The sequence below is a fragment of the Amycolatopsis speibonae genome (genome assembly GCF_042647925.1).
Classification (GTDB): domain Bacteria; phylum Actinomycetota; class Actinomycetes; order Mycobacteriales; family Pseudonocardiaceae; genus Amycolatopsis; species Amycolatopsis speibonae.
In genome coordinates this window covers 161,015-186,983 of sequence record NZ_JBHRWK010000005.1, presented here as the reverse complement: position 1 = coordinate 186,983, position 25,969 = coordinate 161,015, and the positions used below count along the sequence as shown (strand labels likewise).

At 69.5% G+C, this 25,969-nt stretch carries 26 protein-coding genes; 13 read left to right on the top strand and 13 right to left on the bottom strand.

The genetic code is table 11. The features are described 5' to 3' along the window. The first annotated feature begins 75 nt into the window (after nucleotides 1–75). Together ACFOSH_RS02920 and ACFOSH_RS02915 are read left to right on the top strand one after the other, a co-directional pair. The gene (locus tag ACFOSH_RS02920) at nucleotides 76–795 is read left to right on the top strand and encodes an SDR family NAD(P)-dependent oxidoreductase (protein ID WP_378237038.1); all 720 of its coding nucleotides are present in this window, start codon (nucleotides 76–78) and stop codon (nucleotides 793–795) included. Between the two features lie 14 nt (nucleotides 796–809). Continuing rightward, nucleotides 810–1,607, top strand: coding sequence for an SDR family NAD(P)-dependent oxidoreductase (locus ACFOSH_RS02915; protein ID WP_378237037.1), 798 nt, complete (start codon nucleotides 810–812; stop codon nucleotides 1,605–1,607). Between the two features lie 334 nt (nucleotides 1,608–1,941). On the opposite strand, the gene ACFOSH_RS02910 is transcribed toward ACFOSH_RS02915, so the two are convergent. The 9 genes from ACFOSH_RS02910 to ACFOSH_RS02870 all read right to left on the bottom strand — a co-directional run bounded on the left by ACFOSH_RS02910 (nucleotide 1,942) and on the right by ACFOSH_RS02870 (nucleotide 10,362). Beyond that, nucleotides 1,942–2,637: an ABC transporter ATP-binding protein gene (locus ACFOSH_RS02910; RefSeq protein ID WP_378237036.1), complete on the bottom strand. Its 696-nt coding sequence runs from the start codon at nucleotides 2,635–2,637 to the stop codon at nucleotides 1,942–1,944. Further along, nucleotides 2,634–4,349 carry a branched-chain amino acid ABC transporter ATP-binding protein/permease gene (locus ACFOSH_RS02905; RefSeq protein WP_378237035.1) on the bottom strand — a complete coding sequence of 572 codons (1,716 nt, stop codon included), beginning with the start codon at nucleotides 4,347–4,349 and terminating at the stop codon, nucleotides 2,634–2,636. Before ACFOSH_RS02905 ends, ACFOSH_RS02910 begins: the two co-directional genes overlap by 4 nt. Beyond that, the gene (locus ACFOSH_RS02900; protein ID WP_378237034.1) at nucleotides 4,336–5,196 is read right to left on the bottom strand and encodes a branched-chain amino acid ABC transporter permease; all 861 of its coding nucleotides are present in this window, start codon (nucleotides 5,194–5,196) and stop codon (nucleotides 4,336–4,338) included. Before ACFOSH_RS02900 ends, ACFOSH_RS02905 begins: the two co-directional genes overlap by 14 nt. Nucleotides 5,197–5,208: 12 nt before the next feature. Then, on the bottom strand, nucleotides 5,209–6,387 hold the full coding sequence (locus ACFOSH_RS02895; protein WP_378237033.1) for an ABC transporter substrate-binding protein: 1,179 nt from the start codon (nucleotides 6,385–6,387) through the stop codon (nucleotides 5,209–5,211). Further along, nucleotides 6,384–6,785: a nuclear transport factor 2 family protein gene (locus ACFOSH_RS02890; protein ID WP_378237032.1), complete on the bottom strand. Its 402-nt coding sequence runs from the start codon at nucleotides 6,783–6,785 to the stop codon at nucleotides 6,384–6,386. Before ACFOSH_RS02890 ends, ACFOSH_RS02895 begins: the two co-directional genes overlap by 4 nt. A gap of 48 nt (nucleotides 6,786–6,833) precedes the next feature. After that, nucleotides 6,834–7,601, bottom strand: a complete 768-nt coding sequence (locus ACFOSH_RS02885; protein ID WP_378237031.1) for a MoaF C-terminal domain-containing protein — start codon at nucleotides 7,599–7,601, stop codon at nucleotides 6,834–6,836. A 40-nt stretch (nucleotides 7,602–7,641) separates the two neighbouring features. Beyond that, nucleotides 7,642–8,640, bottom strand: a complete 999-nt coding sequence (locus ACFOSH_RS02880; RefSeq protein ID WP_039917793.1) for an AraC-like ligand-binding domain-containing protein — start codon at nucleotides 8,638–8,640, stop codon at nucleotides 7,642–7,644. Nucleotides 8,641–8,714: 74 nt separating this feature from the next. After that, nucleotides 8,715–9,200 (bottom strand): hypothetical protein, encoded by a 486-nt coding sequence (locus ACFOSH_RS02875; protein WP_378237030.1) that lies wholly within the window; start codon nucleotides 9,198–9,200, stop codon nucleotides 8,715–8,717. 10 nt (nucleotides 9,201–9,210) lie between these two features. Beyond that, nucleotides 9,211–10,362, bottom strand: a complete 1,152-nt coding sequence (locus ACFOSH_RS02870) for an abortive phage infection protein (RefSeq protein ID WP_378237029.1) — start codon at nucleotides 10,360–10,362, stop codon at nucleotides 9,211–9,213. 39 nt (nucleotides 10,363–10,401) lie between these two features. Between ACFOSH_RS02870 and ACFOSH_RS02865 the strand changes: the two genes are divergently transcribed. Beyond that, nucleotides 10,402–11,046: a TetR/AcrR family transcriptional regulator gene (locus ACFOSH_RS02865; RefSeq protein ID WP_378237028.1), complete on the top strand. Its 645-nt coding sequence runs from the start codon at nucleotides 10,402–10,404 to the stop codon at nucleotides 11,044–11,046. A gap of 15 nt (nucleotides 11,047–11,061) precedes the next feature. Here ACFOSH_RS02865 and ACFOSH_RS02860 read toward each other — a convergent pair whose 3' ends face one another. Continuing rightward, complete coding sequence (locus tag ACFOSH_RS02860; RefSeq protein WP_378237027.1) at nucleotides 11,062–11,973, bottom strand: ArsR/SmtB family transcription factor; 912 nt, start codon at nucleotides 11,971–11,973, stop codon at nucleotides 11,062–11,064. Nucleotides 11,974–12,424: 451 nt separating this feature from the next. On the opposite strand from ACFOSH_RS02860, the gene ACFOSH_RS02855 reads away from it, so the two are divergent. Beyond that, nucleotides 12,425–12,817, top strand: a complete 393-nt coding sequence (locus ACFOSH_RS02855) for a lactococcin 972 family bacteriocin (protein ID WP_378237026.1) — start codon at nucleotides 12,425–12,427, stop codon at nucleotides 12,815–12,817. Nucleotides 12,818–12,924: 107 nt separating this feature from the next. Here ACFOSH_RS02855 and ACFOSH_RS02850 read toward each other — a convergent pair whose 3' ends face one another. Next, nucleotides 12,925–14,259, bottom strand: a complete 1,335-nt coding sequence (locus ACFOSH_RS02850; RefSeq protein WP_378237025.1) for a cytochrome P450 — start codon at nucleotides 14,257–14,259, stop codon at nucleotides 12,925–12,927. 130 nt (nucleotides 14,260–14,389) lie between these two features. On the opposite strand from ACFOSH_RS02850, the gene ACFOSH_RS02845 reads away from it, so the two are divergent. The 4 genes from ACFOSH_RS02845 to ACFOSH_RS02830 all read left to right on the top strand — a co-directional run bounded on the left by ACFOSH_RS02845 (nucleotide 14,390) and on the right by ACFOSH_RS02830 (nucleotide 19,783). Continuing rightward, nucleotides 14,390–15,670, top strand: a complete 1,281-nt coding sequence (locus ACFOSH_RS02845; protein WP_378237024.1) for a hemolysin family protein — start codon at nucleotides 14,390–14,392, stop codon at nucleotides 15,668–15,670. A gap of 64 nt (nucleotides 15,671–15,734) precedes the next feature. Beyond that, nucleotides 15,735–17,414, top strand: a complete 1,680-nt coding sequence (ilvD, locus tag ACFOSH_RS02840; RefSeq protein ID WP_378237023.1) for a dihydroxy-acid dehydratase — start codon at nucleotides 15,735–15,737, stop codon at nucleotides 17,412–17,414. A gap of 50 nt (nucleotides 17,415–17,464) precedes the next feature. Next, entirely contained in the window at nucleotides 17,465–18,217 is a 753-nt protein-coding gene (locus ACFOSH_RS02835) for an NPP1 family protein (protein ID WP_378237022.1), read from the top strand. 432 nt (nucleotides 18,218–18,649) lie between these two features. After that, nucleotides 18,650–19,783: a helix-turn-helix domain-containing protein gene (locus ACFOSH_RS02830; protein ID WP_378237021.1), complete on the top strand. Its 1,134-nt coding sequence runs from the start codon at nucleotides 18,650–18,652 to the stop codon at nucleotides 19,781–19,783. 3 nt (nucleotides 19,784–19,786) lie between these two features. Here ACFOSH_RS02830 and ACFOSH_RS02825 read toward each other — a convergent pair whose 3' ends face one another. Beyond that, nucleotides 19,787–22,099 carry a LuxR C-terminal-related transcriptional regulator gene (locus ACFOSH_RS02825; RefSeq protein ID WP_378237020.1) on the bottom strand — a complete coding sequence of 771 codons (2,313 nt, stop codon included), beginning with the start codon at nucleotides 22,097–22,099 and terminating at the stop codon, nucleotides 19,787–19,789. 89 nt (nucleotides 22,100–22,188) lie between these two features. Further along, a complete protein-coding gene (locus tag ACFOSH_RS02820) occupies nucleotides 22,189–22,422 on the bottom strand; it encodes a hypothetical protein (RefSeq protein ID WP_378237019.1) in 234 nt (77 codons plus the stop codon). Between the two features lie 180 nt (nucleotides 22,423–22,602). On the opposite strand from ACFOSH_RS02820, the gene ACFOSH_RS02815 reads away from it, so the two are divergent. The 5 genes from ACFOSH_RS02815 to ACFOSH_RS02795 all read left to right on the top strand — a co-directional run bounded on the left by ACFOSH_RS02815 (nucleotide 22,603) and on the right by ACFOSH_RS02795 (nucleotide 25,937). Further along, the gene (locus ACFOSH_RS02815) at nucleotides 22,603–23,787 is read left to right on the top strand and encodes a sensor histidine kinase (RefSeq protein ID WP_378237018.1); all 1,185 of its coding nucleotides are present in this window, start codon (nucleotides 22,603–22,605) and stop codon (nucleotides 23,785–23,787) included. Next, nucleotides 23,788–24,459, top strand: a complete 672-nt coding sequence (locus ACFOSH_RS02810; protein WP_378237017.1) for a response regulator — start codon at nucleotides 23,788–23,790, stop codon at nucleotides 24,457–24,459. It begins immediately after the preceding gene. Between the two features lie 116 nt (nucleotides 24,460–24,575). Further along, nucleotides 24,576–25,151 (top strand): dihydrofolate reductase family protein, encoded by a 576-nt coding sequence (locus ACFOSH_RS02805; RefSeq protein ID WP_378237016.1) that lies wholly within the window; start codon nucleotides 24,576–24,578, stop codon nucleotides 25,149–25,151. A 119-nt stretch (nucleotides 25,152–25,270) separates the two neighbouring features. Next, on the top strand, nucleotides 25,271–25,636 hold the full coding sequence (locus tag ACFOSH_RS02800) for an ATP-binding cassette domain-containing protein (protein WP_378237015.1): 366 nt from the start codon (nucleotides 25,271–25,273) through the stop codon (nucleotides 25,634–25,636). Next, nucleotides 25,620–25,937 carry an ATP-binding cassette domain-containing protein gene (locus ACFOSH_RS02795; RefSeq protein ID WP_378237013.1) on the top strand — a complete coding sequence of 106 codons (318 nt, stop codon included), beginning with the start codon at nucleotides 25,620–25,622 and terminating at the stop codon, nucleotides 25,935–25,937. The genes ACFOSH_RS02800 and ACFOSH_RS02795 overlap by 17 nt, the downstream gene beginning before the upstream one ends. Nucleotides 25,938–25,969 lie beyond the last annotated feature (32 nt).

The following is a 25,969-nucleotide window of genomic DNA, read 5'->3' as shown; positions in this document are numbered from 1 at the left end:
CGTCATGCCGCTTTCGACAAGAAGGATGCACTGACGGCCAACCCCCGCGAAAGGTCCGGACCGCAGGATGGCGCCATGGGACTGGAGCTCGCGGGCAAGGCCGTGCTGGTGACCGGCGCGGCGTCCGGTATCGGCCTTGCCTGCGTCCAGGCGTTCCTTGCCGAGGGCGCGCGGGTCGGCGCCCTCGACCGGGCACCCGTGCCCACCCTCGCGGACGGCCTCTTGGCCGTGCACGCCGACGTGACCGATGAGCCGTCGGTGGCGGCCGCTGTCGACGCGGTGGCCGGCCGGTTCGGCGGGCTCGACGTCGTCGTCGGCTGCGCCGGGATTTCCGGCCCGGTGGGGACACCGGTCACCGAAACCTCGGCGGAGGACTTCGCCGCGCTCATGGCGGTCAACGTCACCGGCCAGTTCCTGCTGGTCAAACACGCCGCGCCGTGGCTCACCGCGTCGAACGGCTCGGTCGTGCTGCTGGCCAGCGACTCGGCGTTCACCAGCGCGCCCGGCATGGTGCCCTACTGCGCTTCGAAAGGTGCCGTGGTCGCGATGACCAGGGCGCTCGCGGTCGATCTCCCCGGCGTCCGGGTGAACTGTGTCTGCCCGTCGGTGGTCGACACCCCGATGGCGCGCGGTGATCTCGGCGAGGTGCTCGACGATCCCGCGTTCCCGGTGCAGGCTCCTGACGAAGTCGCCTGGCAGGTGCTCCATCTCGCGTCCGCGCGTTCGCGGGCGGTCAACGGCCAGGCCGTGCTCGCCGACTTCGGCGTCTCGGCCCGCTCCGGTTTTCCCGCTTAGAAAGGACTCCGCAAGTGAAGAAGGTTGTCGCGATCACGGGTGGCGGTACCGGTATCGGTGCCGCGGTCGCCCGCCGGTACGCCGACGAGGGCGCCCAGGTGGTGGTGCTCGGACGGCGGCTCGAACCGCTGGAGAAGGTGGCCGCCGAAACCGGCGCGCACGTCATCGCGTGCGACGCCAGCGATCGCGAAGCCGCCGAGAGCGCGGCGGCGGAGATCGTCGGCAAGTTCGGCAGGATCGACGTCGTGGTGGCCAACGCCGGCGGGCACGGCCTGTCTTCGGTGGTCGACACCGGCGACGAGGAATGGGAACTGGCGCTGCGCTCGAACCTGTCCAGCGCCTTCGTGTTCTGCCGGGCCACGCTGCCCTCGCTGGTCGAATCCGGCGGTCAGGTGGTCATCGTGTCTTCGCTGGCCGGGCTGTTCGCCGGGCCGAACGTCGCCGGCTACACCGTCGCCAAGCACGCGCTGATCGGGCTGACCCGCTCGATCGCCCGCGACTACGGGCCGAAGGGCGTCCGCGCGAACGCGGTCTGCCCCGGCTGGGTGCGTACTCCGATGGCGGACGGCGAGATGGACCAGTTCGCCGAGGCCGCGGGCTTCGACGGCGGCCACGCCGAGGGATACCGCCGCGTCACCGCCGAGGTCCCGCTGCGCCGTCCCGCCGAGCCGGAGGAGATCGCGTCGATCGTGCGGTTCCTGGGGTCTTCGGAGTCGTCGTACATCACCGGTGCGGTGATCGTGGCGGACGGCGGCGCGCACGCCGTCGACTTGCCGACGCTGGCTTTCGAGCGGGCGGGCATGGGTTCCTAGCGCGAGCTGACCTGGTTTGGCGGCGGGGGTCGTGAGTGGTAAGGAGCGTTCTAACGCTCCTTACCACTCAGGCGAGCGCGAGGTGTCGCTGAGGGTGACGGGTGTGTGGAAATAGGGACACTCAACGTCCCTATTTCCACACACCCCTTCTATCCGGCCGTCGTGACGGGCCGGTCACGCGGAACTGTGTGGATTTCCGATCATCTGACGCACCAAAATCCACACAGTCGGTGGCCACGCGCATGGAGTCAGTCGCACGCCTCCACCGACGTTGTGAAGGCCTCCTTCCCTACCTTGAGAGTAGGGAAGGAGGCCTTCACGGACTTGCGGCGCGTCAGGACTCGCCGAGGTAGGCCGAGTGCAGCGTGCCGGGGGAGTCCAGCAGGTCCTGAGCGGAACCCGCATAGGTGACCCGCCCCGAAGAGACCACCAGAGCATCGCTCGCCACCCCGAGGGCGAGGTGCGTGAACTGCTCGACCAGCAGGATCGCCGCCCCCTCCTCGGCGAACCGCGTCACCATCGGCAGCAGTCGCGTGAACACCACCGGCGCGAGCCCCAGCGACATCTCGTCGATCAGCAGGAACGACGGCCGCGCGGCGAAGGCGCGGGCCAGCACCACCATCTGCTGTTCGCCCCCGCTGAGCAGTGCCGCCGGCGAATCGCGGCGCTTCTCCAGCTCGGGGAAAAGCTCGAACAGTTCGTCGGCCCGCGCGCGGGTGCGCGCGGTCAGCATCAGGTTCTCCAGCACGGTCAGCCCGCCGAACACCGCGCGACCCTGCTCGATATGCGCCAGACCCCGCCGGGCACGGGAGACCCGCGAGTGCTTCGTGATCTCGTCCGGTCCGATGTGGACGGTCCCCGACGCGGCCGGCACCACGCCGGAGACGGCTTCGAGCAGGCTGGTCTTCCCGGCGCCGTTGGGGCCGACGAGCGCGGTGATCCGGCCCGGTTCCAGCGTCAGGTCGACGCCGGAGATCACCGGCCCGGCACCGCGGGTGACCGTCAGCCCCGCTATCCGCAACGCGTTCACAGCATCTCCGTTTCACCCATGTACGCCTTGAGCACGGCCGGATCCGCGAGCACCTCGGCCTGCGGGCCGGAGGCCAGCACACCGCCGAAGTCGAGGACGGTGATCGTGTCGCAGACCGAGCGAACCAGGTCGAGGTCGTGCTCGATGAGCAGCACGGACACCCCGAACCGCGCGGGGACCTGCCGCAGCCGTTCCCCGAACGCGACGTGCTCTTCGTGCGGAAGCCCGGCGGCCGGCTCGTCGAGCAGCAGGACCCGCGGCCGGGCCAGCAGATGCCCGACGACCTCGACCAGCCTGCGCGCGCCGACGTCCACTTGCGACAGTGGGGTGCGGGCGGCGGGACAGCCGAAGAAGTCCAAGGCCTCGCCGATCTCGTCGGCGGTGAGCCGGCGCCGGGCGAGGAACTTGAGATACGCACCGACGGTCAGCCCCGGCGGCACGCGGTCCTGCTGGAACGTCCGGCGCAACCCGGCGCGGGCCCGGTTCGACGGCGATCCGGTCAGCGGCTTGCCACCCAATTCCACCGCACCCGCGGCGTTGGGCAGGAATCCGCTGATCGCGTCGACCAGCGTCGACTTGCCCGCGCCGTTGGGCCCGATGACGCCGAGCACCCCGTGTTCCGGCACCGCGATGTCCACCGATGACAAAGCGGCCACGTGCCCGAAGTTCACGCTCAGCCCGCGCACGGTGAGCACCGGCGGACCGGGCGCCAAGGGCTCGATGTCCACGGTCCCGGCCGCGAGGTCGAGTTTCGCGGGTTCCTTTTTGGACCGCCGGTACCACACCTGCCGCACCGTGGTGCCCAGGTTCCCGCCACCGGCCAGCGCCTGGACGCCGAGCACACCGAACACCACGAATCCCCAGTCCTGCGGGATTCCCCAGCGCTTCAGCAGTTCCGGCACCCCGACCCACAGCACCGCGCCGAACACGGCCATGTCGATCAGATGCGCGCCCGACATGATCGCCAGCACGTACAGCGCCAGCGACTGGATCGCGGTGAAACTGGCCGGGAAGGCGAGCCCGACCTGCCCGGTGAGCAGGCCACCGCTGATCCCGCCGAGGGTGGCGCTCACCGCGAACGCGGTCAGCTTCGACGTCCGCACGCTCGTGCCCGCGGCCGCCGTGCCGCGTTCGGAGAACGCCACCGCCTGCCACGCGCTGCCCCAGCGCCCGCGGCGCAGGAAGTACACGGCCAGACAGCACAGCACCAGCACCACGACGGCGAGCTGGAAGTAGGACCGGTCATCGGAGAAGGCGTCCGGCCGTTCGACCGAGATCCCGCCGGAGACACCGGGGAACTGCAGCTGGACCAGCGCGAGGTCGGCCGCGGCGGCGAGCCCCAGCGTGACGACGGCGAGGTTGATCCCGCGCAGCCGCAACGCCGGGAGCCCGACGAGCACCCCGACCGCCCCGGCGGCGAGACCGCCGAGCAGCAGCCAGGTGAGGAAGCCGCCGGGTGCCTGCGCCTCGTTCAGCGCCGACACCACCCAGGCGCCGACGGCGCCGAAGGTCAGCTGGCACAGGGAGATCATCCCCGCGCTGCCGGTGACCACGCCCAGCCCGAGCAACGAGATCCCGGCGACGACGGCGCTCATGCCCAGGTAAACGAAGTACCCGTCGAGCCCGACGCTCAGGCCGAATCCGACCGCGATCGCCACGACGGCGACCGCGAACGGGATCCCGGCGCGTATCCCACGTTCAGCGAGCCGCATCCCACACCTCCTTGCGCTGCGACCAGAGCAGCAGCGCGACGATCACGACGAACGGCAGGAAGTACCGCACCACCGAAAGGCCGTCGACCTGCGCGGCCGCGCCTTGGATCAGGCCGAGGCCCAGTCCGCCCGCGACCGCGAGGTCGAGACGGCGGAACCCGCCGAGCAGGGCCGCCGCGGCCGCGGGGACCACCAGCATCGCCAGCGACGTCGCGTCGTTCGACTGCGACGGCGCGACGATCGAGATGACCAGCGTGCTGACCACCCCGGTGACCGCCCAGACCGCGATGCTGAGCCGTTTCGCCGGGATGCCCAGCAGTTCCGCCGTCGTCGGGCGTTCGGACAGCGCCCTGAGCTGGACTCCCGCCGGGGTCCGGCTCAGCACGATCCGGCTGGCCACCGCCACCAGGACGGCCAGCGCGACGGTGACCACGGTGACCTGGCTGATCACCACGCCGCCGACGGTGAGCGCCGGACCGTCGAGGATCGGGTGGAACGGCTGCGGTTTGTTGCCGAACAGGATGAACGACAACGAGATCAGCAGGAGCAGCACCGCGACGGTGACCGCCGAGCGGGTGCCGGTGTCCGCCTCGGCGAGCCAGGTGGACACGATCCAGCCGAGCAGCGCGCTCAGCACGCCGCCGAGCAGGATCCCGGCGATGGTGGCGAGCCACATCGGCAGGCCCAGATCGACGGACAGGAACACCGCCACATAGCAGCCGAACATCCCGGTGGCCGCCTGGGCGAAGTTCACCACCCGCACCAGCCGCGACATCAGCGTCAGGCACACCGCCAACACCGCGTACAGTCCGCCGGCGGCCAAGCCTGCCAGCGCTCCCTGCAGCATCGAATCCTCCTGTTACTTCTTGGGAATCCGCAGCCAGTCGTCGCCGACGAGCTCCCATTTGTTGGTGCCGGAGGCGAGCTTGATCGGCCAGCCCGCGGTGTTGTCGTGATGGGTCTGGCCCGGTCCGAAGACGTACGGCGTGCCGACCATCGGATCGGTGATCGGCTGCATCTCGCGCAGCGCCTTGGTCACCGACTCGCGCGTGACGTCACCCTTGATCCCCTTGACCACGTCGAGGAAGTACTTCGCCGCCAGGTAACCGCCCTGGCTGAACGAGGTCAGCGGGATGTTGTTCTTCGTCATCAGCTCGCGCCAGTCCTTGTTCTGCGGGCTGGTCGAGTCGGTGAACGGGTAGAACTCGGCGGGCACGTACACCCCGGCACCGGCGTTGGTGATGGCCTTGGCGTAGTTCTCGCTGTAGACGCTGGTCAGCAGCAGCCAGGTGACGTCGTTCCAGCCCTGCGCCGCGGCGGCCTTGAGCTGGCCGATGGAATCCGGCTCGACCGGGTTCACCGTGATCGCCTTGCACCCGGCGTTGCGGGCCTTGACGATGTAGGAGGTGTAGTCGGAACCGCCGTAGGGCACGGTCGCGTCGAGGTACTTGAGCTTCTTGCCGGTGATGGCCGACCACTCGTCGATGGCCGCCTGGTACGACGGCAGCGTGTTTCCCGCGATCTCCAGCAACGCGCAGATGTCGTTCAGCTTCAGCGTTTCCGAGCCGTAGAGCAGCGTCAGTGTCATGTCGTGGTACGGGCCGACGTTGGCCGGGGCGATGTTGGGGCTGGTGAAACACGCCGGGTCGACGCCGATGCCCTGGATGGACAGGATCTTCTGCTGTTCGTAGTACTTGTTGTTGATCTCGCACTCGATGAGGCTGGACGACCCGACCAGGGCCACCGCCTCGTCGCGACCGACGACTTCGCGAGCAGCAGCAGCCGCGGCCGCCGGATCGCCCTTGTCGTCGAGGGCTTTGTACTCGAGCTGTCTTCCGTTGACGCCACCGCTGGCGTTGGCCGCGTCGAAGACCGCCTTGGCCGCCTGGGAGGCTTCGGGGAAGGTGGCCGCGCCGCTGAGCGCGTTGACCGAGCCGACCTTGATCGGCCCGCTCGAACCGCTTTCGGCTCCCGCGCAGCCCGCGGTGGCGAGCAGGACGACGGCGGCGAGGGCGACCAGGCGCCGCGCGGGTTTCACCGGCCCGCCGGATCGTTCGCGGCCTCGACGACGGGCACCGAGTCGACGATCTGCTCGAACGAGGTGACCTTGCCGCCGTCGAACTTCCACACGTGCGCGACGCGGGCGGTGAACGAGCGACCGGTCTCGCGGTGCTTGCCCTGGTAGGTGCCGATGCCGATCACCGTGTCACCCGCGTCGGCGAGCTCACCGAGTGCGAAACCGTAGCCCTCCCAGTCGTTCGCGATCGCGCCGAAGACCTTTTCCTTGACCTCGTCCGGGCCGGTGTAGGTGCCGGCGTAGGGGAATCCGGCCGCCTCCGTCCAGGTGGTCTCGGGACCGAGCGGGGCCAGCATGCCCGCCAGATCGCCCCGGTCGCTCGCGGCGTAGTGCGCGGCGATGATGTCTGAATTGGACACTGAGACTCCTTGATGCCTTTGGTGAACCGCAGCTGCGCTTGTAGGTGGCTAAACCGGTTGAGCGTCGGGATAGGCGACCGAGCCGAGCGGGTAGATGTGCCCGCCCGCGCGGGAGTGTTCCGACCGGCCGTCGCCGGTCAGGCCGAGGAAGACGCCGGTGGTCTTCAGCGCGTAGCCGAGGTCGTGCAGCCACACACTGGCCACGGCGATGCGGAATTCGCGGAAGCAGAACAGGTAGAGCCCGTCCTGGAACTTCCACACCGTCGACAGGTCCATGTCACCGTGGCCGCGCTGCACGCCTTCGAGGCATTGCCAGGCATAGCGCTGCGAGGACACGTACACGTGTTCGTAGAGGTGTTCCGGGCTGTAGCGGTAGACGTTGCGCTTGCCGATCAGGTCGCGCGACGGTCCCGGTTCCTCGCCGGTCGCCGTGCCCGCGCCGGTGGTGCCGGACCAGAACGTCTGGGAGACACGGGGAACGCCTTCGACGTCCTCGGCGCCGATCACCGAACGCACGGCGAGCGCGCGATGCGTCGTCGTGGAGAAGACGACGGTGAGTGCTTCACCTTCCACGCTGGAATGGGGGAGATTGACGAAGAAGACGTCTTCCCGGACGGCGACCGCGTCGTACGGATCCTTGATGCCGTTGCAGGTGACGGTCTCAGCGTCCTCGAACCGCAGCGCGAGCGTGGTCCCGTCGTCGAGGGTGACGGTGAACTCGCGTCCCGACAGGTCCGCGTTCGGCAGGCGGTAGGTGGCTATTCCGGCGGCGAACTCGTCATAAGTACGCCACTGTTCCTCGGGTGCTTCGGGCATGCGGTCATCGTCGAGGCGACCGCCCTGACAGGGCCAGCTGTCACGCGCTGGGCGGCAACAACCGATCGCTCACGGTCAAGCCGCGGCGCAGTTCGCTCGGCGAGCAACCGAATTCCGTCTTGAACACCCGGCTGAAATGCGGCGCGTCGACGAAACCCCACTTCGCCGCGATGGCGGCGACTGGCCGGGAAGCGTGCACAGGGTCCAATAATTCACGACGGCAGTGTTCCAGGCGCCGGGTGCGGATCCAGCCCGAGACGGTCGTGCCCTGTTCGTGGAAGAGACCGTGGAGATGCCGGGTGGAGATGTAGTGCTCGGCGGCGATCTGAGCCGGGCCGAGGTCGGTGGAGGAGAGGTTCGTGTCGATGAAGGCCAGGACGCGGCGCATCAGCTCGTGATGCGGCCCGGCCGTCGCGCGGGCGAGGTCGAGTTCGCTGGCGAACAGCGTGGCGAGCAGATCGACCGCCGTATGCGCGAGCCGGACGCCCGCCGGTCCGCCGAGCTGGTCGAGGTTGCTGCCGAGTTGCGCGAGGAAGGGCACCACCACGTTGCCCATGCCGCGCTTGCCCGACATCGGGACCGCGGTCAGCTGGCCGACCAGGTCGCGGGGGAGATCGATGAGCCGCTGCGGGAACATCACCACGAGCGTGCGGAAGTCCTCTTCGAACGCCAGTGAATACGGGCGGTGCGTGTCGTACAACGCCACGTCACCGGGGCGCAGCATCGCCTCGCGGTTGTCCTGGATCAGCAGCCCGGTCCCGGAAAGGATCAGGCTCAGCTTGTAGTAGTGCCTGTCCGCCCTGGCGATGAGCTCGGGCGTCCGCTCGACGACGTGCGCCGAGGCGGTCACCTCGGTCAGTTGGACGTCGTCGGCGCCGCACGAGCGGATACGGCCGCGGAAGTGGTCCCGGTGTTCGCTCGTCACGTGCAGCGGCACGAAGGAGTGCGACACCACCGTGCGGAAATCCGTGAAATCTCGCGCGACCGTGGTGGTGGTCGGGTCGGCGGTGGCGGTGGTCACGAGGTCACCTCGCAGCATCGGGGGGTGAATTTCATATACGATAAGCGATACGATGCTGCCGGGCAATGATCGCGACGAGGTCGTGTCGTGGATCAGTCGGCGAGGCGGAACAGGAGGGTCCGAGGGTCCACGTCGACGGGTACCACCGTGCCCGTTTCGTAGCGGCCGACGTCTTCGGTGAGGACCCGTGCACTGAACGGAGTCACTCCCGGACCGGTTACGACGAGGTCGACGTCGTCCGTGGGAGTGCTCACCTCGTCGACCCAGATCCGCGTGCTGGACACGACTTCGGCGTTCGCACGGACTCCCGTCCGGTCGAGTTCGCGGTGTGTCCCGCGGGCCCTGGCGTTCTGCCGGAGGTGTGAGCCGACGGTGCCCAGCCCGCCGATCGTGAACACCACGCCCATGGTGACGACGACCAGGCGATCGTCGTCACCGGGGTCGAAGTGGGTGCTGATCCAGAGCAGGCCCGGGCCGATCAGGACCAGTACGGTCATGAAAAAGCCCATCAGGCACCCGATGACGGTGAAGGCGGGCAACTCCGGGGCTTCCTTGCCGTGGCGCTCCGGAGTGGTCACCAGGGCGAGGTTACTGACCGGTTTCCCTGGCCGGTTCGGTAAAAATGCCCGCTTGTCCGCGGTTGTGCCGGGCCATCGCCACGAAGGATCGCTTGGGCTCGAACCGGTACGGTGACTCCTCGTCGTGGTGCCGTTCGCGCAGTGTCTTCACCAGGCCGTACGACGCCATGTCGTAGTCGTACTCCGGCCGGGACGGATGATGCGGCAGGCCCGGCGCGATGAACGTGTAGACGTGCGCGCCCTGGATTCCCGCCGCGCCGAACACGCGCAGCAGGCGGACGATGTGGTCGGCCTGTTCGCGCTCGTCTCGCACATGGCCCGGCTTGATCCGAGGCGGGTCCTGGTCGCGGTCGACGATGTTCCAGCCCATCCCGCCCGCCTGGGCGGCGCCGGTGAAGGTGCACGCGCCGAATTCCAGCACCGTCACGGGTTTGTCCCACTTCCGGTACTGGGCGAGGTCCTTTGTGTACTCCGCATCGGTGGCGAAGTACGGGTAGTAGTCGATCCCGACGATGTCGAAGAGAGTCCAGTCGACCTGCTCCGCGCCGCCGAGCGAGGCGTAGGTGATCCGGCCGCGGAAGTTCCGGCGGGCGACGTCGGCCGCCCGCGCGAGGAAGTCGGTCAGCCGTTCCATGATCTTCGGCCATTCCCCGGGCGGGATCGTGCCCAGGTTCGCGATCCGCTCCTGGAAGGTCGCGCCCGGCACGATGCCCGGCGTGAAGAGGAGGTGCTCGCAGCCGGCGACGAACTTGACGTCGTCACCGTCGCGCAGCCGTTCGGCCTGCCGCGCGGATTCGGCCAGGTGCTCGAGGACCTCGCCCTGCGGGTGGTCGTAGAGCCTCGGCTGGACGTACACCTCCATCCCGTGTCCCAGTGCGGCGGCCGTCGTTTCGGCGAGCCTGCCGATCTCGCTGCCGAACGCGGTGATGGACGGGCAGCGAAGGCCTTCGGCGACCACGCGGATCTCCTGCTTCACCTGTCGGCGGCTCCAGCGCACCCGGCTCAGCGGATCGCCCGCGGCGTGCAGGACCCCGGTGTCGTAGGCGACCCCTCCCCGAAGCCGGCGCGGGCCGCCTGCCGCCGCCTCGGCCACGCCTCCGCCGAGGCCGGCGACCGCCGCCGCTCCCGCGACGGATTTCAAGAACGTCTTCCTGCTGATCATGACTTCCCCCGTGCTAGTTGCTCGACTAGGCTACTGGTCATGCAACCAGAAAATGAGTCGAGCGACCAGGGGAGGCGCTCGTTCATCGAGGAGGCCCGGCGCGGGCAGATCATCTCGGCGGCCGTCGAGACCATCGCCGAGATCGGCTACGCGAAGGCGTCCTTCGTGCAGATCGCGCGGCGCGCGGGGATCAGTCCCGGCCTGATCACGTACCACTTCGCCAAACGTGAAGAGCTGATGTTGCAGGTCATGCAGACCGTGCACACAGCGATGGACAAGGCGCTGAGCGCGCGGGCAGAGGGGGCCGAGAGTCACGCCGCCGCGGTGCGCTCCCTGATCGAGGGCTTCGTGTTCTACTTCGCGGAGCGGCCGAAGGAGCTCATCGCCCTCGGCCAGATCGCTTCGGCGTCGAGGGATGCCGAGGCCGCGAGGAGCTGGTTCGAGGAGCAGAGCGCGAAGACGCTGGCCGAAATGGAGGACATGTTCCGCGAGGGACAGCGGCTGGGGGAGTTGCGGGAGTTCTCGCCGCGGGTGATGGCCGTGTCGGTCATCGCCGCGATGGAGGCGGCCCCGGCCGAATTGCTGACGAGGCCCGAGACCGATGTCGCCGCCTACGCGCGGGAGCTGGCCGACCTGTTCGTACGAGCCATGAGCCCGCCCGCGAGTGAAGCGAGGAGTTCGTAAGAGCGACGGCGGTCGTCAGTTCAGGCGCGGTTGTCGTCCGTGGAGCAACGCCGTGCCGAGTGGGGTGATCGTGTGGATCATCATGTTCTTGTGGCGGTGACTGGTGATCAGGTTGGCGTCGCGAAGCGCGGTGGCGTGACGGCTGGCGGTGGGCAGCGGCGTGGCGGCTCGGCGGGCGAGTTCGGTGGTGGTGGCGTTGGTGTTGTCGAGGGCGCGCAGGATCCGGGTACGGGTGGTTCCGAGCAGCGGGACGATCGGATCGCCGGCCGGTCGGCGTGCCGGTTCCACCGGGGTGATGGCGCCAAGGGCGAGGGGCACGGAATAGACCAGAACTGGGGGAAGCGCCGGATCGATGAGGGTGGTGGGGTTGGGGCCACGGCCGAAAACCACCGGCTGCAGCAGCAGTCCTCTGCCGTCGAGGCGGACGTCGTGGTCGAAGAGATAGTCGATGCTCAGCAAGGGAAAGCGCCACGTCGCCGCAGGACTCAGGGTATTCAGGACGGCTTCGACGCCTTGGTCGGCCATGAGCTGGGCGCGGCGGGTGTGATCGTGTCGCACGGCGGCGGCGATCGCGTCCCAATGCGGGGCGAGGCAGGTGTGGAAATATTCCCGCAGGGCGTGACCGACCATCCGCAACGCGGGCGGTCTTCCTTCCGCGAGATCGACGGTCCAGGAGGGGAGCGGCCGTTCCTGTGCCAGGTGCGCGAAGTCGGCCGCCAACCGGGAACGTGGCGTGCTCAGCAGCGTGTCGATGCCCTCGGACAGGGTGCCCCCGCACGGCGGGGTCAGGAAGTCGGGCGAGGATCCTGACGCGGGAACCAGGTCCAGCAGCGGCCGCGCGGACGGCGTCAGCCGCCTCCGGGTCTGCTCTCTCCATCCGCCCAGAACTGTCTCGGCCCGGGGCTTGCGCAACAAATACGCACTCATCAGGACCTCCCACATCGGATCCGGGCGCCGCGCTATCCGGATACGGGCCAGATCCTCGAGTGTGAAATGGATTCGCAGCATCCCTGTTCCTCCCCCGTCTTCGACGCTACTGCGGAAAACATGATCGTTGCCACCGCGCTCGCCGAAGCCCGCCGTTGATCGATCATGTGGCGGATGAGTCGCAGATCGGTTCGACTGCACCCGAGAGTCCGGGGATCAACCTCTGGCCAGCGTGTTTTCGGCAGGATGAAGATACTGTCCGCCTTTGCCGGGTCGTCGTAGTATTGGCGTCGCATTCTCGCGGTTCACCTTCCGCGAGTGGGGGATATCGATCGATCAGGCGCCCGTGAGTGTCATTTTAGATTCGATCCGAACGGGGTATCGGATGATCGAATTCCGTGCGGCGCGGTGTCTCGTCGAATGCAATTAATCGCGATTGCGAAGGAGTGTCATGAAGATTTTGACAGGAGCGGTACTGGGGTCGAGCTTGGTCTTCGCGAGTCTGTTCGCGGTGGCTCCGATGGCCTCCGCCGACGCGGCAGAGGGTGTCTCCGTGGTGCTGACGTCCCCGGGCGTCGGCGGTGTGGTCCTGAAGGGCGACTCGGTGCCGTTCACGTGCCAGAATGTCAGCGGCGGCACGTGGTGCTACGGCACCGAGTCGGCGGGAAGCGGGCAGAAGAAGTGCTACTCGCACTATCTGCACCCCAGCAGGCGCCACAGCGCGACCGCCATCTTGGGCTCCAGGCAGAGCAAGAAGACCGCGAATCGCGGGCAGTGGGCCAATGCCGAGGTGATCGGCTCCGCGAGTCAAACCTGCAACGCGTATTACAACTCCAACGCCTGATTCAGCCGAGACTGGATGCTGCCGAATGTGGCATTGGGGAAGGTCAACGTCCCCAATGCCACATTCGGGGCACTGCGGTGCGGTCCGCGACAGGCCTTCTTGCTGATTCAGGCGAGTGCGGCGGGAAGCGTTTCGAAGCCGCGCAGGATCCGGGTCTGCCGCCGCCGCGCCCCGCCCAGAAGCCGGAGGTCGGGGAACCGCTCGAAGATCGACCGCAGCCCGATCTCGCCTTCCATCCTCGCCAGCGAAGCGCCGAGACAGTAGTGCCGTCCGGCGCCGAACGACACGTGATCCCGCGCGTTCGCCCGTTCGACGTCGAAAACCGAAGGGGCGTCGAAGATCTCCGGGTCCCGGTTGGCGCCGGCGAGCACCGTGCTGACGATCGCGCCGCGGCCGATCGGCTTCCCGCCGATCTCGGTGTCCCGTGCGCACAGCCTGCCGGTGAGCAGGACGGGCGGGTCGTAGCGGAGGATCTCGTCGACGGCGTTGCTCCACAGATCCGGATTCCCGCGCGGTTTCGCGAGTTCGCCCGGATGCCGGGTGAGCAGGGCGATGCCGTTGCCGAGGAGGTTGACGGTCGTTTCGAACCCGGCCGCCAGCACCAGTCCCGCGGTGGCCTTGAGTTCCCGCTCGGTCAGGCCGACGCCGTCCTCGCGGGCGGCGATCAGCTTGCTGAGCAGGTTGTCGCCGGGATTCGCCCGCAGCCTCTCCAGGTGCACGGTGAGCCACGAGTCGAACTCGGCCAGCGTGGCTTCGACCGTCCGGAAGGTCCGCCACGGCAGGCCGAGGTCGAGACTCGGCGCCGCCGCGCCGCCCAGTGCGAGCACCTTGTCGCGTTCTTCCGGTGGGACACCGAGGATCTGACTGATCACGGTGACCGGAAGGAGACCGCAATACTGCTCGATGAGGTCGACGGGGCTCGCCGGGTCGAGGCCGTCGAGCAATTCATCGGCGATCGCCTGCGTGCGCTGCCGCAGTTGCTCGACGGCGCGGGCGGTGAAGACGCGGGTGACCAGCTTCCGGTAGCGCGTGTGGTCGGGCGGTTCGCTCGCCAGCAGCGACGGCGGTTCGATCGGGTGGATCAGCCCGGACTCGGACCAGGCGACGAGCCGGTTGAGCACCGGGTTGTCCGGGACGAACCGAACGGATTTGAACGCGTCGCTGGTGAGGATCTCCTTGCACGCCGGATGCCGCGTGGTCACGTGCCCGACCCGGGTGGTGGCGACGTCGCCGTGCGCGCGGATCTCGTCGAACAGCCCGGTCAGGTCCGCTCCGCCGCTCGCCTCGACGGACAGCCTGCCTTGCAGGTCGCCCCGCCGCGCCGCGGCCCGCAGGGCGACCCGGGGGATCGCGTGGCCGATGCTCCAGCGGGCGACCGGTTTGGCGACTTCCTGCGCCCGGCGCAGGAAGGTCCGTGCGGGAGCGGTCTTGAGTGCGAACATCAGGACTCCGTCCGTGCGGGTTCCTTCGAAGGTATCGGAACTACCCGTCAGTAGCCAGGTGCTCGCGACATCTGCGGACCCGCGTTCCCCTCGGTAATGTTCTGCACTTCCGGCGGGCCGGGGAGTGCTTGTGGGCGGCTACGGGTTCGACATCGCGCTGGTCGCGGTGCTGGTGGTGCTCAACGCGGTGTTCGCGGGCAGCGAGATGGCGTTGATCTCGCTGCGCGAGGGGCAGTTGCGGGCTTTGGAACGGGACGGCCGCACGGCCGCCCGGACGCTGGTGCGGCTGGCGCGCGACCCGAATCGCTTCCTGGCGACGATCCAGATCGGCATCACGCTCGCCGGGTTCCTGGCGTCGGCGACGGCGGCGGTGTCCCTCGCGCAGCCCCTGGTACCGATGCTGAGCTTCCTCGGCAACGCCGCCGGAGCGGTGTCCGTCGCGCTGGTGACCATGGTCCTCACGTTCCTGACCCTGGTGCTCGGGGAACTGGCGCCGAAGCGGCTGGCCATGCAGAACGCGCTGCGGTGGGCGTTGCTGGTGGCGCGCCCGCTGAACTTCCTGTCGGCGGTTTCGCGGCCGGTGGTGTGGGCGCTGAGCGCGTCGACGAACTTCGTCGTGCGGGCACTGGGCGGACGGGCGGAGGCCGATCCGGATCAGATGTCGCCCGAGGAACTGCGGGAACTGGTCTCGGCGCAACGCGGCCTGAACGCCGAACAGCGCATGATCATCAACGGTGCCTTGGAGATCCACGAACGACGGCTGCGGGAAGTGCTCGTCCCGCGCCGGGCGGTGCTGACGCTCGCGGCGGAGCAGGACCTGCCGTCCGCGCGACGGCAACTGGCCGAGTCCGGCTATTCCCGCGCGCCGGTCGCCCGCGGCGGCCATCTGGACGACGTCGTCGGCGTCGTGCACCTGCGCGATCTGCTCGGCGAACACGAAGACCTCGCCGAGGTCGTCCGGCCGGCGGTGGTGTACCCCGATTCCCTGCGGGTCTCGGACGCGCTGCGCAGCTTCAAGGCCGAGCGGGAGCAGATGGCGCTGGTGGTCGACGAGCACGGCGCTGTCGCGGGCATGGTCACGCTGGAGGATCTGCTGGAGGAGATCGTCGGCGAGATCTACGACGAGACCGATCGCGACGTGCTGGCCGTCCGCGACGGCAAGGACGGTTCGCTGGTGCTGCCGGGCACGTTCCCGGTGCACGACCTCGTCGACGTCGGGGTCGAGCTGCGGGACGCGCCGCCGGGGGAGTACGCGACCATCGCCGGACTGATCCTCGTGCTCCTCGGCCGGATCCCGGAGAAGCCGGGCGACCGGGTGGTGGTGTCGGGCTGGACGGCCGAAGTGCTCGGCGTCGAGCATCACGCGATCACGCGCGTGGCGCTGCATCGCGGCTTCAAACCGGAGCGATGAAGTTGCGCCGGGCGCGCCGGGTTGGCAGCGTGCCCGGTGTCCCACCACGAAGGAAGGTGTCCCGATGCCGCAGGACCAGCCGGATTTGAAGCCTCGTTCGCGTGACGTGACCGACGGTCTGGAGCGCGCGGCGGCCCGCGGGATGCTCCGCGCGGTCGGAATGGGCGACGACGACTTCGCCAAACCGCAGATCGGGGTGGCGTCCTCGTGGAACGAGATCACCCCGTGCAACCTTTCCCTGGACCGGCTGGCCAAGGCGGTCAAGAACGGAGTGCACGCGGGCGGGGGCTACCCGCTGGAGTTCGGCACGATCTCGGTGTCCGACGGTATTTCCATGGGGCACGAGGGCATGCACTTCTCGCTGGTCTCGCGGGAGGTGATCGCCGACTCGGTCGAGACGGTGATGATGGCCGAGCGGCTGGACGGCTCCGTGCTGCTGGCGGGCTGTGACAAGTCGCTGCCGGGCATGCTCATGGCCGCGGCCAGGCTCGACCTCGCCTCCGTTTTCCTTTACGCGGGTTCGATCATGCCCGGTCAGGTCGACGGGCAGGACGTCACGATCATCGACGCGTTCGAGGCCGTCGGCGCCTGTCTGGCGGGCAAGATCACCCGCGCCGAGGTGGACAAGATCGAGCGGGCGATCTGCCCCGGCGAAGGCGCCTGCGGCGGGATGTACACCGCCAACACGATGGCGTCGGTGGCCGAGGCGCTCGGGATGTCGCTGCCCGGATCGGCCGCCCCGCCCGCCGTCGACAGGCGCCGTGACGGTTTCGCCCACCGGTCGGGGGAAGCCGTCGTCGGCATGCTCCGCCAGGGCATCACCGCGCGGCAGATCATGACCATGGAGGCGTTCGAGAACGCGATCGCCGTCGTGATGGCGCTGGGTGGTTCGACCAACGCCGTTCTCCACCTGCTCGCGATCGCACGCGAGGCGGAAGTCGATCTGCGCATCGACGACTTCAACCGGATCGGCGACAAGGTCCCGCACCTCGGCGACCTGAAGCCGTTCGGGAAGTACGTGATGAACGACGTCGACAAGGTCGGCGGCATCCCCGTGGTGATGAAGGCGCTGCTCGACGCCGGGCTCATGCACGGCGACGTGCTCACCGTGACCGGTAAGACCATGGCCGAGAACCTCGAAGGCATCGCGCCCGACGGGGTCGACGGCGAGATCATCCGCCCGCTCGACCGGCCGATCCACAAGACCGGCGGGCTGACCATCCTCAAAGGATCGCTGGCGCCGGAAGGCGCGGTCGTGAAGTCGGCGGGCTTCGACGAATCGACGTTCACCGGCACCGCGCGGGTGTTCGACGGCGAACGGGCCGCCCTCGACGCGCTCGCCGAGGGCCGGATCGTCGCGCGCGACGTCGTCGTCATCCGGTACGAAGGCCCCAAGGGCGGGCCGGGAATGCGCGAGATGCTCGCCATCACCGGCGCGATCAAGGGCGCCGGACTCGGGAAGGACGTCCTGCTCATCACCGACGGCCGGTTCAGCGGCGGCACGACCGGCCTCTGCGTCGGCCACATCGCGCCGGAAGCCGTCGACGCCGGGCCGATCGCGTTCGTGCGGGACGGGGATCCGATCACGCTCGACGTCGCGAACCGGACGCTCGAAGTAGAGATCGACGACATCGAGGCACGCCGGGAGGGCTGGGCGCCCAAGCCTCCGGCGTACACGCGTGGCGTGCTCGGCAAGTACGCCAAGGTCGTCCGGAGCGCCGCGCACGGGGCCGTCTGCGAGTAAGCCGACCAAGGAGGGTTCCGTGTTGAATCAAGTCGTGAACAAATAACCACATGCGACGGTTCAGCACGGTCCTCTTCGGCACGCTCGCCGCTCTGCTCTTCGTGACAGGAACAGCCTCGGCGGCCCCGCCGCAGGCTTTGGACTGGTCGGCGCCCTGGCCCGACCGGACCTACGAACCCGCCTTCGACTACGACGGCGACGGTTGTTACCCGACCCCGGCCATCGGCCGCGACGGCACCCTCGCGCCCGGGCTCGCGCTGGGCGGCGACGTCAACGGCCAATGCCGCGACCTGTCCGATCTGGACAACACCAACGCCTACTCGCGGGTGAAGTGCAACAACGGCTGGTGCGCTTACCTGTACGCGCTCTACTTCGAGAAGGACCAGGCCGCGCTGGGCCCCGGGAGCGCCGGTCACCGGCACGACTGGGAGCACGTCGTCGTCTGGGTCCAGGGCGAGTGGGGCCAGTACGTATCGACGTCGGCGCACGGCAAGTACACGACCCGCGCACGCGACCAGGTCCCGTGGGACGAGACCGGCAAACACCCCAAGGTGATCTACCACAAGGACGGGATCGGCACGCACTGCTTCCGGCACGCGGGCTTCGGCGAGGAGCCGGAGAACCACAAGAAGCAGTGGCAGTACCCGCCGCTGGTCGGCTGGGACGGCTACCCGCCGGGCCTGCGCGACAGGCTGACCGGGCACGACTTCGGCAGCGCCCAGCTGGGGATCCGGGATTCGTCGTTCAACGGCGAACTCGCCAAGGCGAAGCCCGCCGGGATCCCGTTCGACCCGAACGCCTGAAGCCTGGGCAGGAGTCGTGAGTGGCGTTTCGGGCTCTCTTGAGAGGTAAGGCAAAGGTGGCGTCGGGTCTGAACCTGCGGTGAACGGCGTCCGATCACGCGAGATCCCGCTCTGATCACGAGTGATCGCCGTTTGATCACGCGAGACCGCACGACCGTAGGTACCTAGGACACAGTTGGTTCTATGTGGGTTTTGGTGCGTTGGATGAGCAGAAATCCACACACCCCTCACCCTGAGTGACACCTCGCGCCCTCGTCGGACACGTCGACCCGACACCTTTGCCTTACCCCTCGAATAACCCGAAGCGCGCCTTCACGAACGGGTGATGCGCAGGCGGGATGGGCCCGAGTACGTAATTCACCCGATGTGCCCCTCTACCGCGGAGTAGCAGACTCGGCGCCCCGACGATTCCCGCTGCCCCGGAGGTCGACGATGACCGCGTCCCACGCTCCAGTCCGCCCCGCCCCGGCCCCGACCCGCTCCGCCGCCCTCGTGATCGCCCGCGTGGTCGTCGACGGCATCCGGCATTCGCTGCCCGAGCACGCGCCGCTGTTCGACGCGCGCGCCACGGAGTTCGTCGCGCTGGTACTGGAGCACGACGGGATGAACTCCGCGCTGGGGATCGCCGCCGGTGCGGACGCCTTCCGGCAGGTCGGCGTCGCCGAGTACGCCGCGGGCAAGGACCTGGCCCGGCTCTCCCGGGCCTACCACTCGGCGGGCCGGTGCGCACTGCCCGTCCTGGCCTCGCTGTCACGGCAGCCCGGAGCCGGATCGGCCTTGATGGACACCGGCGTGGAGGCCCTGCTCCGGTGCGCCGACGTCTTGATCCGGCTTTCCACCGCCGCCTATCGGGCCGCGCACACGCCTTCGATGGCCGAGCTGCGCCGAGACCTGCTGAAGGAGATCCTGAGCGGGCGCCCGCCGTCGAAGTGGGCGGGACTCGCGGCCGAGGCGGGCTGGGTACCGCCCGCGCGGATGGTCGCCATAGCCGCCGAGCCCGGTGCGGTCCGCGCCTCGTTCGGCCCGGAGGTGCTGGCCGACCTCACCGGCGAGTATCCGCACCTCCTCGTGCCCGACGACATCGAGATCAGCGGTGTCCTGGCGGGGACACGGGCGGCGGTCGGGCCCGCGGTGGCGCCCGCCGAAGCCGCGGCGTCCCTGCGGTGGGCCCGCCGGACGCTGGAACTGGTCCGGCGCGAGGTGATCGAGGACGGCCCCCTCGTGTGCTGGTCGGACCACCTGACCACGCATTGGCTGTTCGCCGACGAGGTGCTCACCACCGCGCTCGTCACGCGCAGCCTCGCGCCGATCGCCGGCCTGCCGGTGAACGAGCGCACCAAACTCGCCGAAACCCTCGAAGCCATGCTCGCCGCCCGCGGCGGGGCGCCCGAGATCGCGAACAACCTGGGTGTCCACCCGCAGACGGTCCGCAACCGCCTCCGCCGTCTCCGGGTCCTGTTCGGTGCCCGGCTCGACGACCCGCAGGAGCGGCTGGACCTGCGGATCGCCCTGCGCGCGGAGCTGCTCACCCCCGACCGGCAGGCCACCCCGATCAGGGCGGCGTGAGCGTCAGGCTGGATCGCCGGACCGGGTCACCCAGGTGGCGACCTGGACGCGGTTCGAGTAGCCGAGTTTGGTGAGGATGTGGTCGATGTGGGTGTCCACCGTGCGGCGGGCGATGCCGAGCCGGTCGGCGATCTCCTGGTTCGTCAGCCCCTCGGCGACCACGTGCGCGATCTCGGTCTCGCGTTTGGTGAGCACCTGCGCGGCCTGTTTCGGCGGCTCGGGGGAGCGCTCTTCGAGGGCGTAGGCGATGGCGTCGGCGGTGGGCATCGCGGCGCCGTCGGCGAACTCCTTGATCGCGACCTCCCACCCCAGCGCCGCCGTCACGGTGTCGGTGTCGGTCTGCAGCGGTTCGATGAACGCCTCGTACCGCGTCGGCCACGCGCCCACCGTGCGCCAGACGTTCATCGAGGCACCCTGCAGGATCGCCGCCCGGTTGGGACGTCCGGTACGGGCCGCGCAGCCCGCCAGGACGGTGAGCGTGAACCCGACGACGACGCGGTCGTCCACCCGCTCGTGCAGGCGCAGGACCTGCTCGCAGCACCGGCTCGCGACCGCGAGGTCACCCTGCAGGTACTCGGCGGCGGCGCGCGACCACAGCGCCCAGCCCCGCCAGAACACCTCGCCCCGCCGCTCGCAGCGCTCGACGGCTTCGGCGAGGATCGCCCGGCCGCGGTCGATGTCGCCGTCCAGCCAGACGGCCAGTCCGTGGTTGTAGCTCGCCCAGAGGTCCGCGCCCTCGTCGCCGTGGGCGCGGAACAGGTCGATCGCCGTGCCGAACAGGCGCGACGCCTCGGGCATGTCGTCGCCGATCAGCGCGGCGTAGGCCCGGACGTGGAGCACGTACGCGGCGGCGAGTTCGTCACCGCTCGCCTCGGCCTCGGCGGCCGCCCTGTCCAGCATGCACCGATGGGCGGACAGGTCTCCCTGCACCAGCGCCAGGAAACCGGACAGCCACAGCCCGTGCGCCCGCTCCGGGACACCGGGCGCCGCGACCTCGTCGAGCCGCCGGACCCACATCCGGCCCTCGGTGTTCAGCCCGCGGACGATCCAGAACTCCTTGACGTCGCGCAGCATCCGCAACCCGACGACAGCGTCCTCAGGTTCGCCGGTGCAGTAGTCGAGGGCGACGCGCAGGTTCGCGTGTTCGCGCCGCAGCCGTCCGATCCAGGCGAGCTGATCGGTCTCCAGCCACTCGGTGGCGTACCGGCCGGCGAGTTCGGCGAACCAGTCCCGATGCCGTTTCCGAACCTCCGCCGTCCCGCCCGTCTCGCGGAGCCTGTCGACGCCGTACTCGCGCACCGACTCCAGCATGCGGTACCGCGCGCCGCCCGGGTACTCCTCGCGCAGCAGGATGGACTTGTCGAGCAGCCCGTCGACGACTTCGAGGACCCGTTCGCGGGGCAGTTCGCCGCCGGAACAGACCTGCTCGGCGGCGTCGAGGTCGAAACTGCCGGAGAACACCGACGCGCGCGCCCACAGCAGCCGTTCGGGCCCGGTGCACAGCTCGTGGCTCCAGTCGATCAGGGCCCGCATGGTCTCGTGCCGCTCCGGACGGCCGCGCCGGTCCTTCGTGAGCACGGAGAACTGCTTGTCGAGCCGGTCGGCCAGCTGGCGCAGCGACAACGCCCGCGCGCGGACGGCGGCCAGCTCGATGGCCAGCGGCAGCCCGTCGAGCCTGCGGCACAGCCGGATCAGCGGTTCGGTGTCGGATTCGGTGAGCCGGAACGACGGCGCGACCGCGCTCGCGCGGTCCACGAACAGCCGCACGGACTCGTCGTTCACCGCGCGTTCGAAGGAGTCGCCCTGCTCCGGGATCGCCAGCGGCGGCACCGGCAGGACCCGCTCGCCCGCCACGCCGAGGGACTGCCTGCTCGTGGCCAGCACCCTCACCTGGGGACAGGCCCTGACGACGGTGTCGGCGAACCAGGCGCAGCTGTCGACCAGATGCTCACAGTTGTCCAGTACCAGCAGCAACCGGCTCGCCTGCAGTGCTTCGACGACGACCTCGATGGCCGGTTTCGCCGAGCGGTCACCGAAACCGAGGACGTTCGCCACAGTCGGCACCAGCAGCGCGGGTTCCCGCAGTTCGGCGAGCGACACGAACACGACCTCGTCGGCCGTCGACTCCCGGTGGGCCGCCGCCACCCGCCACGCCAGCCTGGTCTTGCCCACGCCGCCCGGTCCGGTCAGCGTGACCAGCGACGACGCCGCCAAGAGGCGCCGCGCCTCGCCGGTCTCGACGTCGCGGCCCACGTAGCTGGTCACTTCGGTGGGATCGGCCGACCACCCCGAAAGCGAGCCGACCCCGTCCGCCATGCACTCTCCCGCTATCGCCCAGACTCGCGAAGTCCGTCCGATGTAGACGGAAATCGCCCGGCTGGGGATCCTAGCGGACCGAAGTCCCCCTAGCCGGACACTTGCTTGCCGCGGCTGTGCGCCCAGCCCGCCAGCACCGTTCCGGCCGCGGCGAGCAGCAGGAACACGATCAGCCTGCCGCTCCACTCACCGGGTACCCAGTCGAACGCTCCCCATAACTGGGTCCCGGAATGATCGAAGAGACCGCGGATGCTCGCCTGCACGAAGACGGCGACCGCCACCATCCCGAAGATCTGCAGCCCCAGATAGCCGCCCTTGCCCATGTTCCCCGCCTCCTGTTTTGCCGTTGTGCGACCAGCGTCCCGCGGGTTTGCCGCGATCACATCGGCATCGCGTCGCGCGTAGCCTTCGACCAAAGTCGAGCCACGCCGCGACCGAGGTCGGGGCCGGGATCGTCCCGTGTCCGGCTGCGCCGCCCCGGGCCGGTCCACCATGATGGGCCCGTGATCACCGACGTCGGCGCCCAGCCGCTTCTCCGTCCGTGGGGACAGGCCTGGCGCCTGCTCGCCGCGGCCGCGCTGGGTGTGGTGCTCTGGATCATCACGGCGGCGCAACTGCCGGTGGGCGCGGCGGGACCGAGGGTCGAGTGGCTGATCACCGGTGATCCGCTGCTGGCGCTCGCCTGCCTGATCGCCCTGCTGTGGCGCCGTCGCTTCCCGGTCACGATCACGCTCGCGGTCATCCTCGCCTCGACGGCTTCGACGCTGGCGAGTGGCGCGGCGTTGCTGGCGCTCTGTTCGCTGGCAGCCAGGCGGCGCCCGGCCGAAACGGCGGCCGCCGCCGTGTTGTCCGTGGTCTCGGCGGTGCTGACCACCGACCTCTACCCTCGGCGCGCCCTGCCTGAGCCGCTGTGGCTGCTGATCAGCCTCCCGGCCCTGATGGTCGGCATCGTGGTGGCCGTCGGCGCCGCGATCGGCGCGCGCCGGGAGGAGGTGCGCTCCCTGCGGGAGCAGGTCGAAAGCGCGGAACGGGAGCAGGCCGCTCGCGCGGCCGAGGCCCGGATCGTGGAGCGGCACCGGATCGCCCGCGAGATGCACGACGTCCTCGCGCACCGGGTCTCGCTGGTCGCCATGCAGGCCGGGGTGCTGGGGCACCGCCGCGACCTGCCGCCCGACCAGGTCGCGGAGCTGGCCCGCGGGATCGCTGACGGCTCCCACCAGGCGCTGGAGGAACTGCGCGACGTCCTCGGTGTGCTCCGGGCGAGCCCTGGCGAACTGGAGCCGCCGCAGCCCTCGCTCGCCGATCTGCCCGCGCTCGTCGCGGACGCGCGGGCACTCGGGCTGGACGTCACCCTGACGACCACGACGGCGGGCGAGCCGCCGGCCGCGATCGCGAGAACCGTCTACCGGATCGTGCAGGAAGGGCTGACCAACGCGGGCAAACACGCGCCAGGGGCGAAGGTGGCCGTCACCGTCGAGGGAAAGGCGGGGGACGGCTTGCGGGCGACGATCCGGGATTCCGGTGCGGCGCGGAAGATCGCGGGCCCGCCCGCTTCGGGATTCGGATTGCTCGGCCTCTCGGAGCGGGTCGAACTGGCGCGCGGCGAACTGGACCACCACGCGGTACCCGGCGGCGGATTCGTCCTCTCCGCGCGGCTACCGTGGCCGGTCCGCGAAGGGAACGAGTGAATGGACAGCGAGCGGGTACGGGTCGTGCTCGTCGACGACGAACATCTGGTGCGGATGGCGTTGCGGCTCATCGTGGACGGCGAACCGGACCTCGTCGTGGTCGGCGAGGCCGCCGACGGTGACACCGCGGTCACCGTGGTGGGGGAGCAGCGGCCCGACGTCGTCCTGATGGACGTCCGGATGCCCGGTCGTGACGGGCTGAGCGCGACCGAGGAGATCCTCCGCTTCCCGGAACCGCCGCGGGTCCTGGTGCTCACCACGTTCGATTCGGACGAGATGGTGCTGGGCGCGCTGCGAGTCGGCGCGCTCGGGTTCGTCCTCAAGGACACCCCGCCGCCGCGGATCCTGGCGGCGATCCGGACGGTCGCCACCGGGGAGCCCGCGCTGTCGCCCGCCGCCACCGCCCGGCTGATCACCGTGGCCACCGGGCCGAACTCTTCCGATGCGCGCCGGGCTTCCCGCGAAACGGCCATCGAGCTGCTGGCCACGCTGACCGACCGCGAACGCGAGACCGCGGGCGCCATCGCCGAGGGACTGTCCAACACCGACATCGCGCGGCGGCTGGAGATCACCGTCGCGACGGTCAAGGCCCACACCAGCAGCATGCTCTCGAAACTCGGCGTCGAGAACCGGGTCCAGATCGCCCTGCTCGTCCGCGACGCGGAGAGGTGACGCGGCGGCGGCCCTCGAAAAAGCGAAGTGAACTTTCTTCCGGCACGGTGTCGAATCCGCCGGTTCCCGGTCGACGCAGTGTCGAAAGCAGTTCGGAACCACCAAGGAGAAACCAGATGCGCACCCTGATCGCCACCGCGTTCGTCTCGCTCGACGGCGTCGTCGAAGGGCCCGGCGGGGAGCCGGGCTACCGCAATTCCGGCTGGACCTTCAACGGCATCGAGTTCGACGAAGCGGCCTACGAGCTCAAGGGCCGTGAACAGGGCGAGGCCACGGCGATGCTGCTGGGTCGCGTCAGCTACCAGGCGTTTTCGCCGGTGTGGCCGGACATGACCGCCGAATTCGCCGGCTACAACGCGATGCCGAAGTACGTCGTTTCGACCACGCTGCGGGAGGAGGACCTCGTCGGCAACTGGGGCGAGACCACGATCCTGCGTTCGCTGGAGGACGTCGCGAAGCTCAAGGAGACCGAAGGCGGGCCGATCATCGTCCACGGCAGCGCGGAACTGAACCGGAACCTCGCCGACGCCGGCCTGCTCGACCGCTACCACCTGCTGGTGTTCCCGGTCCTGCTCGGCGCGGGCAAGAAGCTGTTCAGTGACACCGACAAGGACAAGCAGAGCCTCGAACTCGTCGAGAGCGAGTCCTACGGCAACGGCGTCCAGAAGCTGGTCTACGACATCGTCGGATGATCGGACCCCGGCCGGGACCGGGCCGCGCGCCCTGCGATCATGAACCGCGGTCAGTCCGGTCCGAGGAGGTCCCGTGCACAAGCCCGTCTTCGTCCGGCCGAACCTCGACGGACCGGCGGGTGGACTACGGCCAGCGCTGGGTCGTCCTCGGCCGCAACGGCGCCGGGAAGTCGACGATCCTTTCGGTGGCCTCGACACAGCGGTTCCCCAGCGCGGGCACGGCGGTCGTGCTCGGCCACCGCATGGGCGCGGTCGACCTGCGTGACGTGCGGACGCACATCGGCTTCGTCGGGGCCAATCAGCGACTGCCCGACGCGGAGAACCACGACGCGCACACGGTGGTGCTCACCGGGTTCGGCGGAAGCGTCCTCCCGCTGTGGGACCGCTACGACGACGCGATCCGGGACAGGGCCCTCGAAACTGCTCGAACTGGTCGGCTGCACCGAACTGCGCGACCGGCCGGTACGGGTGTGCTCACAGGGTGAACGCGCCCGTGTCCGGCTCGCCAGGGCGCTCATGGCCGACCCGCTGCTGCTCCTGCTGGACGAGCCGTTCGCCGGTCTCGACCTGCCGGGCCGCGAGGATCTCCTGATGGCGCTGGAGAACCTGGAGGAGATCCCGGCGACGGCCACGCACGCCCTGATGGTGCGCCGCGGCAAGGTCACCGGCGCGGGGCCGATCGACGAGGTCCTCACCGACGAGGGGCTGTCCGCCTGTTACGAACGGGACGTCCAGGTCCACCGCATCGACGGCCGCTGGGCCGCGCACGCGGCTCGACGTTCGTAAAGACGCTCGTCACTCCTCGGGGTTGCTTTCGG

Bases quoted from the DNA above. Each gene is read 5' to 3' on its own strand.
- ilvD (WP_378237023.1), top strand. From the start codon at position 15,735: ATGCCGCAGGACCAGCCGGATTTGAAGCCTCGTTCGCGTGACGTGACC.
- ACFOSH_RS02825 (WP_378237020.1), bottom strand. From the start codon at position 22,099: ATGGCGGACGGGGTCGGCTCGCTTTCGGGGTGGTCGGCCGATCCCACC.
- ACFOSH_RS02855 (WP_378237026.1), top strand. From the start codon at position 12,425: ATGAAGATTTTGACAGGAGCGGTACTGGGGTCGAGCTTGGTCTTCGCG.
- ACFOSH_RS02900 (WP_378237034.1), bottom strand. From the start codon at position 5,196: ATGCTGCAGGGAGCGCTGGCAGGCTTGGCCGCCGGCGGACTGTACGCG.
- ACFOSH_RS02810 (WP_378237017.1), top strand. From the start codon at position 23,788: ATGGACAGCGAGCGGGTACGGGTCGTGCTCGTCGACGACGAACATCTG.
- ACFOSH_RS02870 (WP_378237029.1), bottom strand. From the start codon at position 10,362: ATGATCAGCAGGAAGACGTTCTTGAAATCCGTCGCGGGAGCGGCGGCG.
- ACFOSH_RS02830 (WP_378237021.1), top strand. From the start codon at position 18,650: ATGACCGCGTCCCACGCTCCAGTCCGCCCCGCCCCGGCCCCGACCCGC.
- ACFOSH_RS02880 (WP_039917793.1), bottom strand. From the start codon at position 8,640: ATGCTGCGAGGTGACCTCGTGACCACCGCCACCGCCGACCCGACCACC.
- ACFOSH_RS02865 (WP_378237028.1), top strand. From the start codon at position 10,402: ATGCAACCAGAAAATGAGTCGAGCGACCAGGGGAGGCGCTCGTTCATC.
- ACFOSH_RS02860 (WP_378237027.1), bottom strand. From the start codon at position 11,973: ATGAGTGCGTATTTGTTGCGCAAGCCCCGGGCCGAGACAGTTCTGGGC.
- ACFOSH_RS02920 (WP_378237038.1), top strand. From the start codon at position 76: ATGGGACTGGAGCTCGCGGGCAAGGCCGTGCTGGTGACCGGCGCGGCG.
- ACFOSH_RS02820 (WP_378237019.1), bottom strand. From the start codon at position 22,422: ATGGGCAAGGGCGGCTATCTGGGGCTGCAGATCTTCGGGATGGTGGCG.
- ACFOSH_RS02905 (WP_378237035.1), bottom strand. From the start codon at position 4,349: ATGCGGCTCGCTGAACGTGGGATACGCGCCGGGATCCCGTTCGCGGTC.
- ACFOSH_RS02835 (WP_378237022.1), top strand. From the start codon at position 17,465: ATGCGACGGTTCAGCACGGTCCTCTTCGGCACGCTCGCCGCTCTGCTC.
- ACFOSH_RS02850 (WP_378237025.1), bottom strand. From the start codon at position 14,259: ATGTTCGCACTCAAGACCGCTCCCGCACGGACCTTCCTGCGCCGGGCG.
- ACFOSH_RS02885 (WP_378237031.1), bottom strand. From the start codon at position 7,601: ATGCCCGAAGCACCCGAGGAACAGTGGCGTACTTATGACGAGTTCGCC.
- ACFOSH_RS02805 (WP_378237016.1), top strand. From the start codon at position 24,576: ATGCGCACCCTGATCGCCACCGCGTTCGTCTCGCTCGACGGCGTCGTC.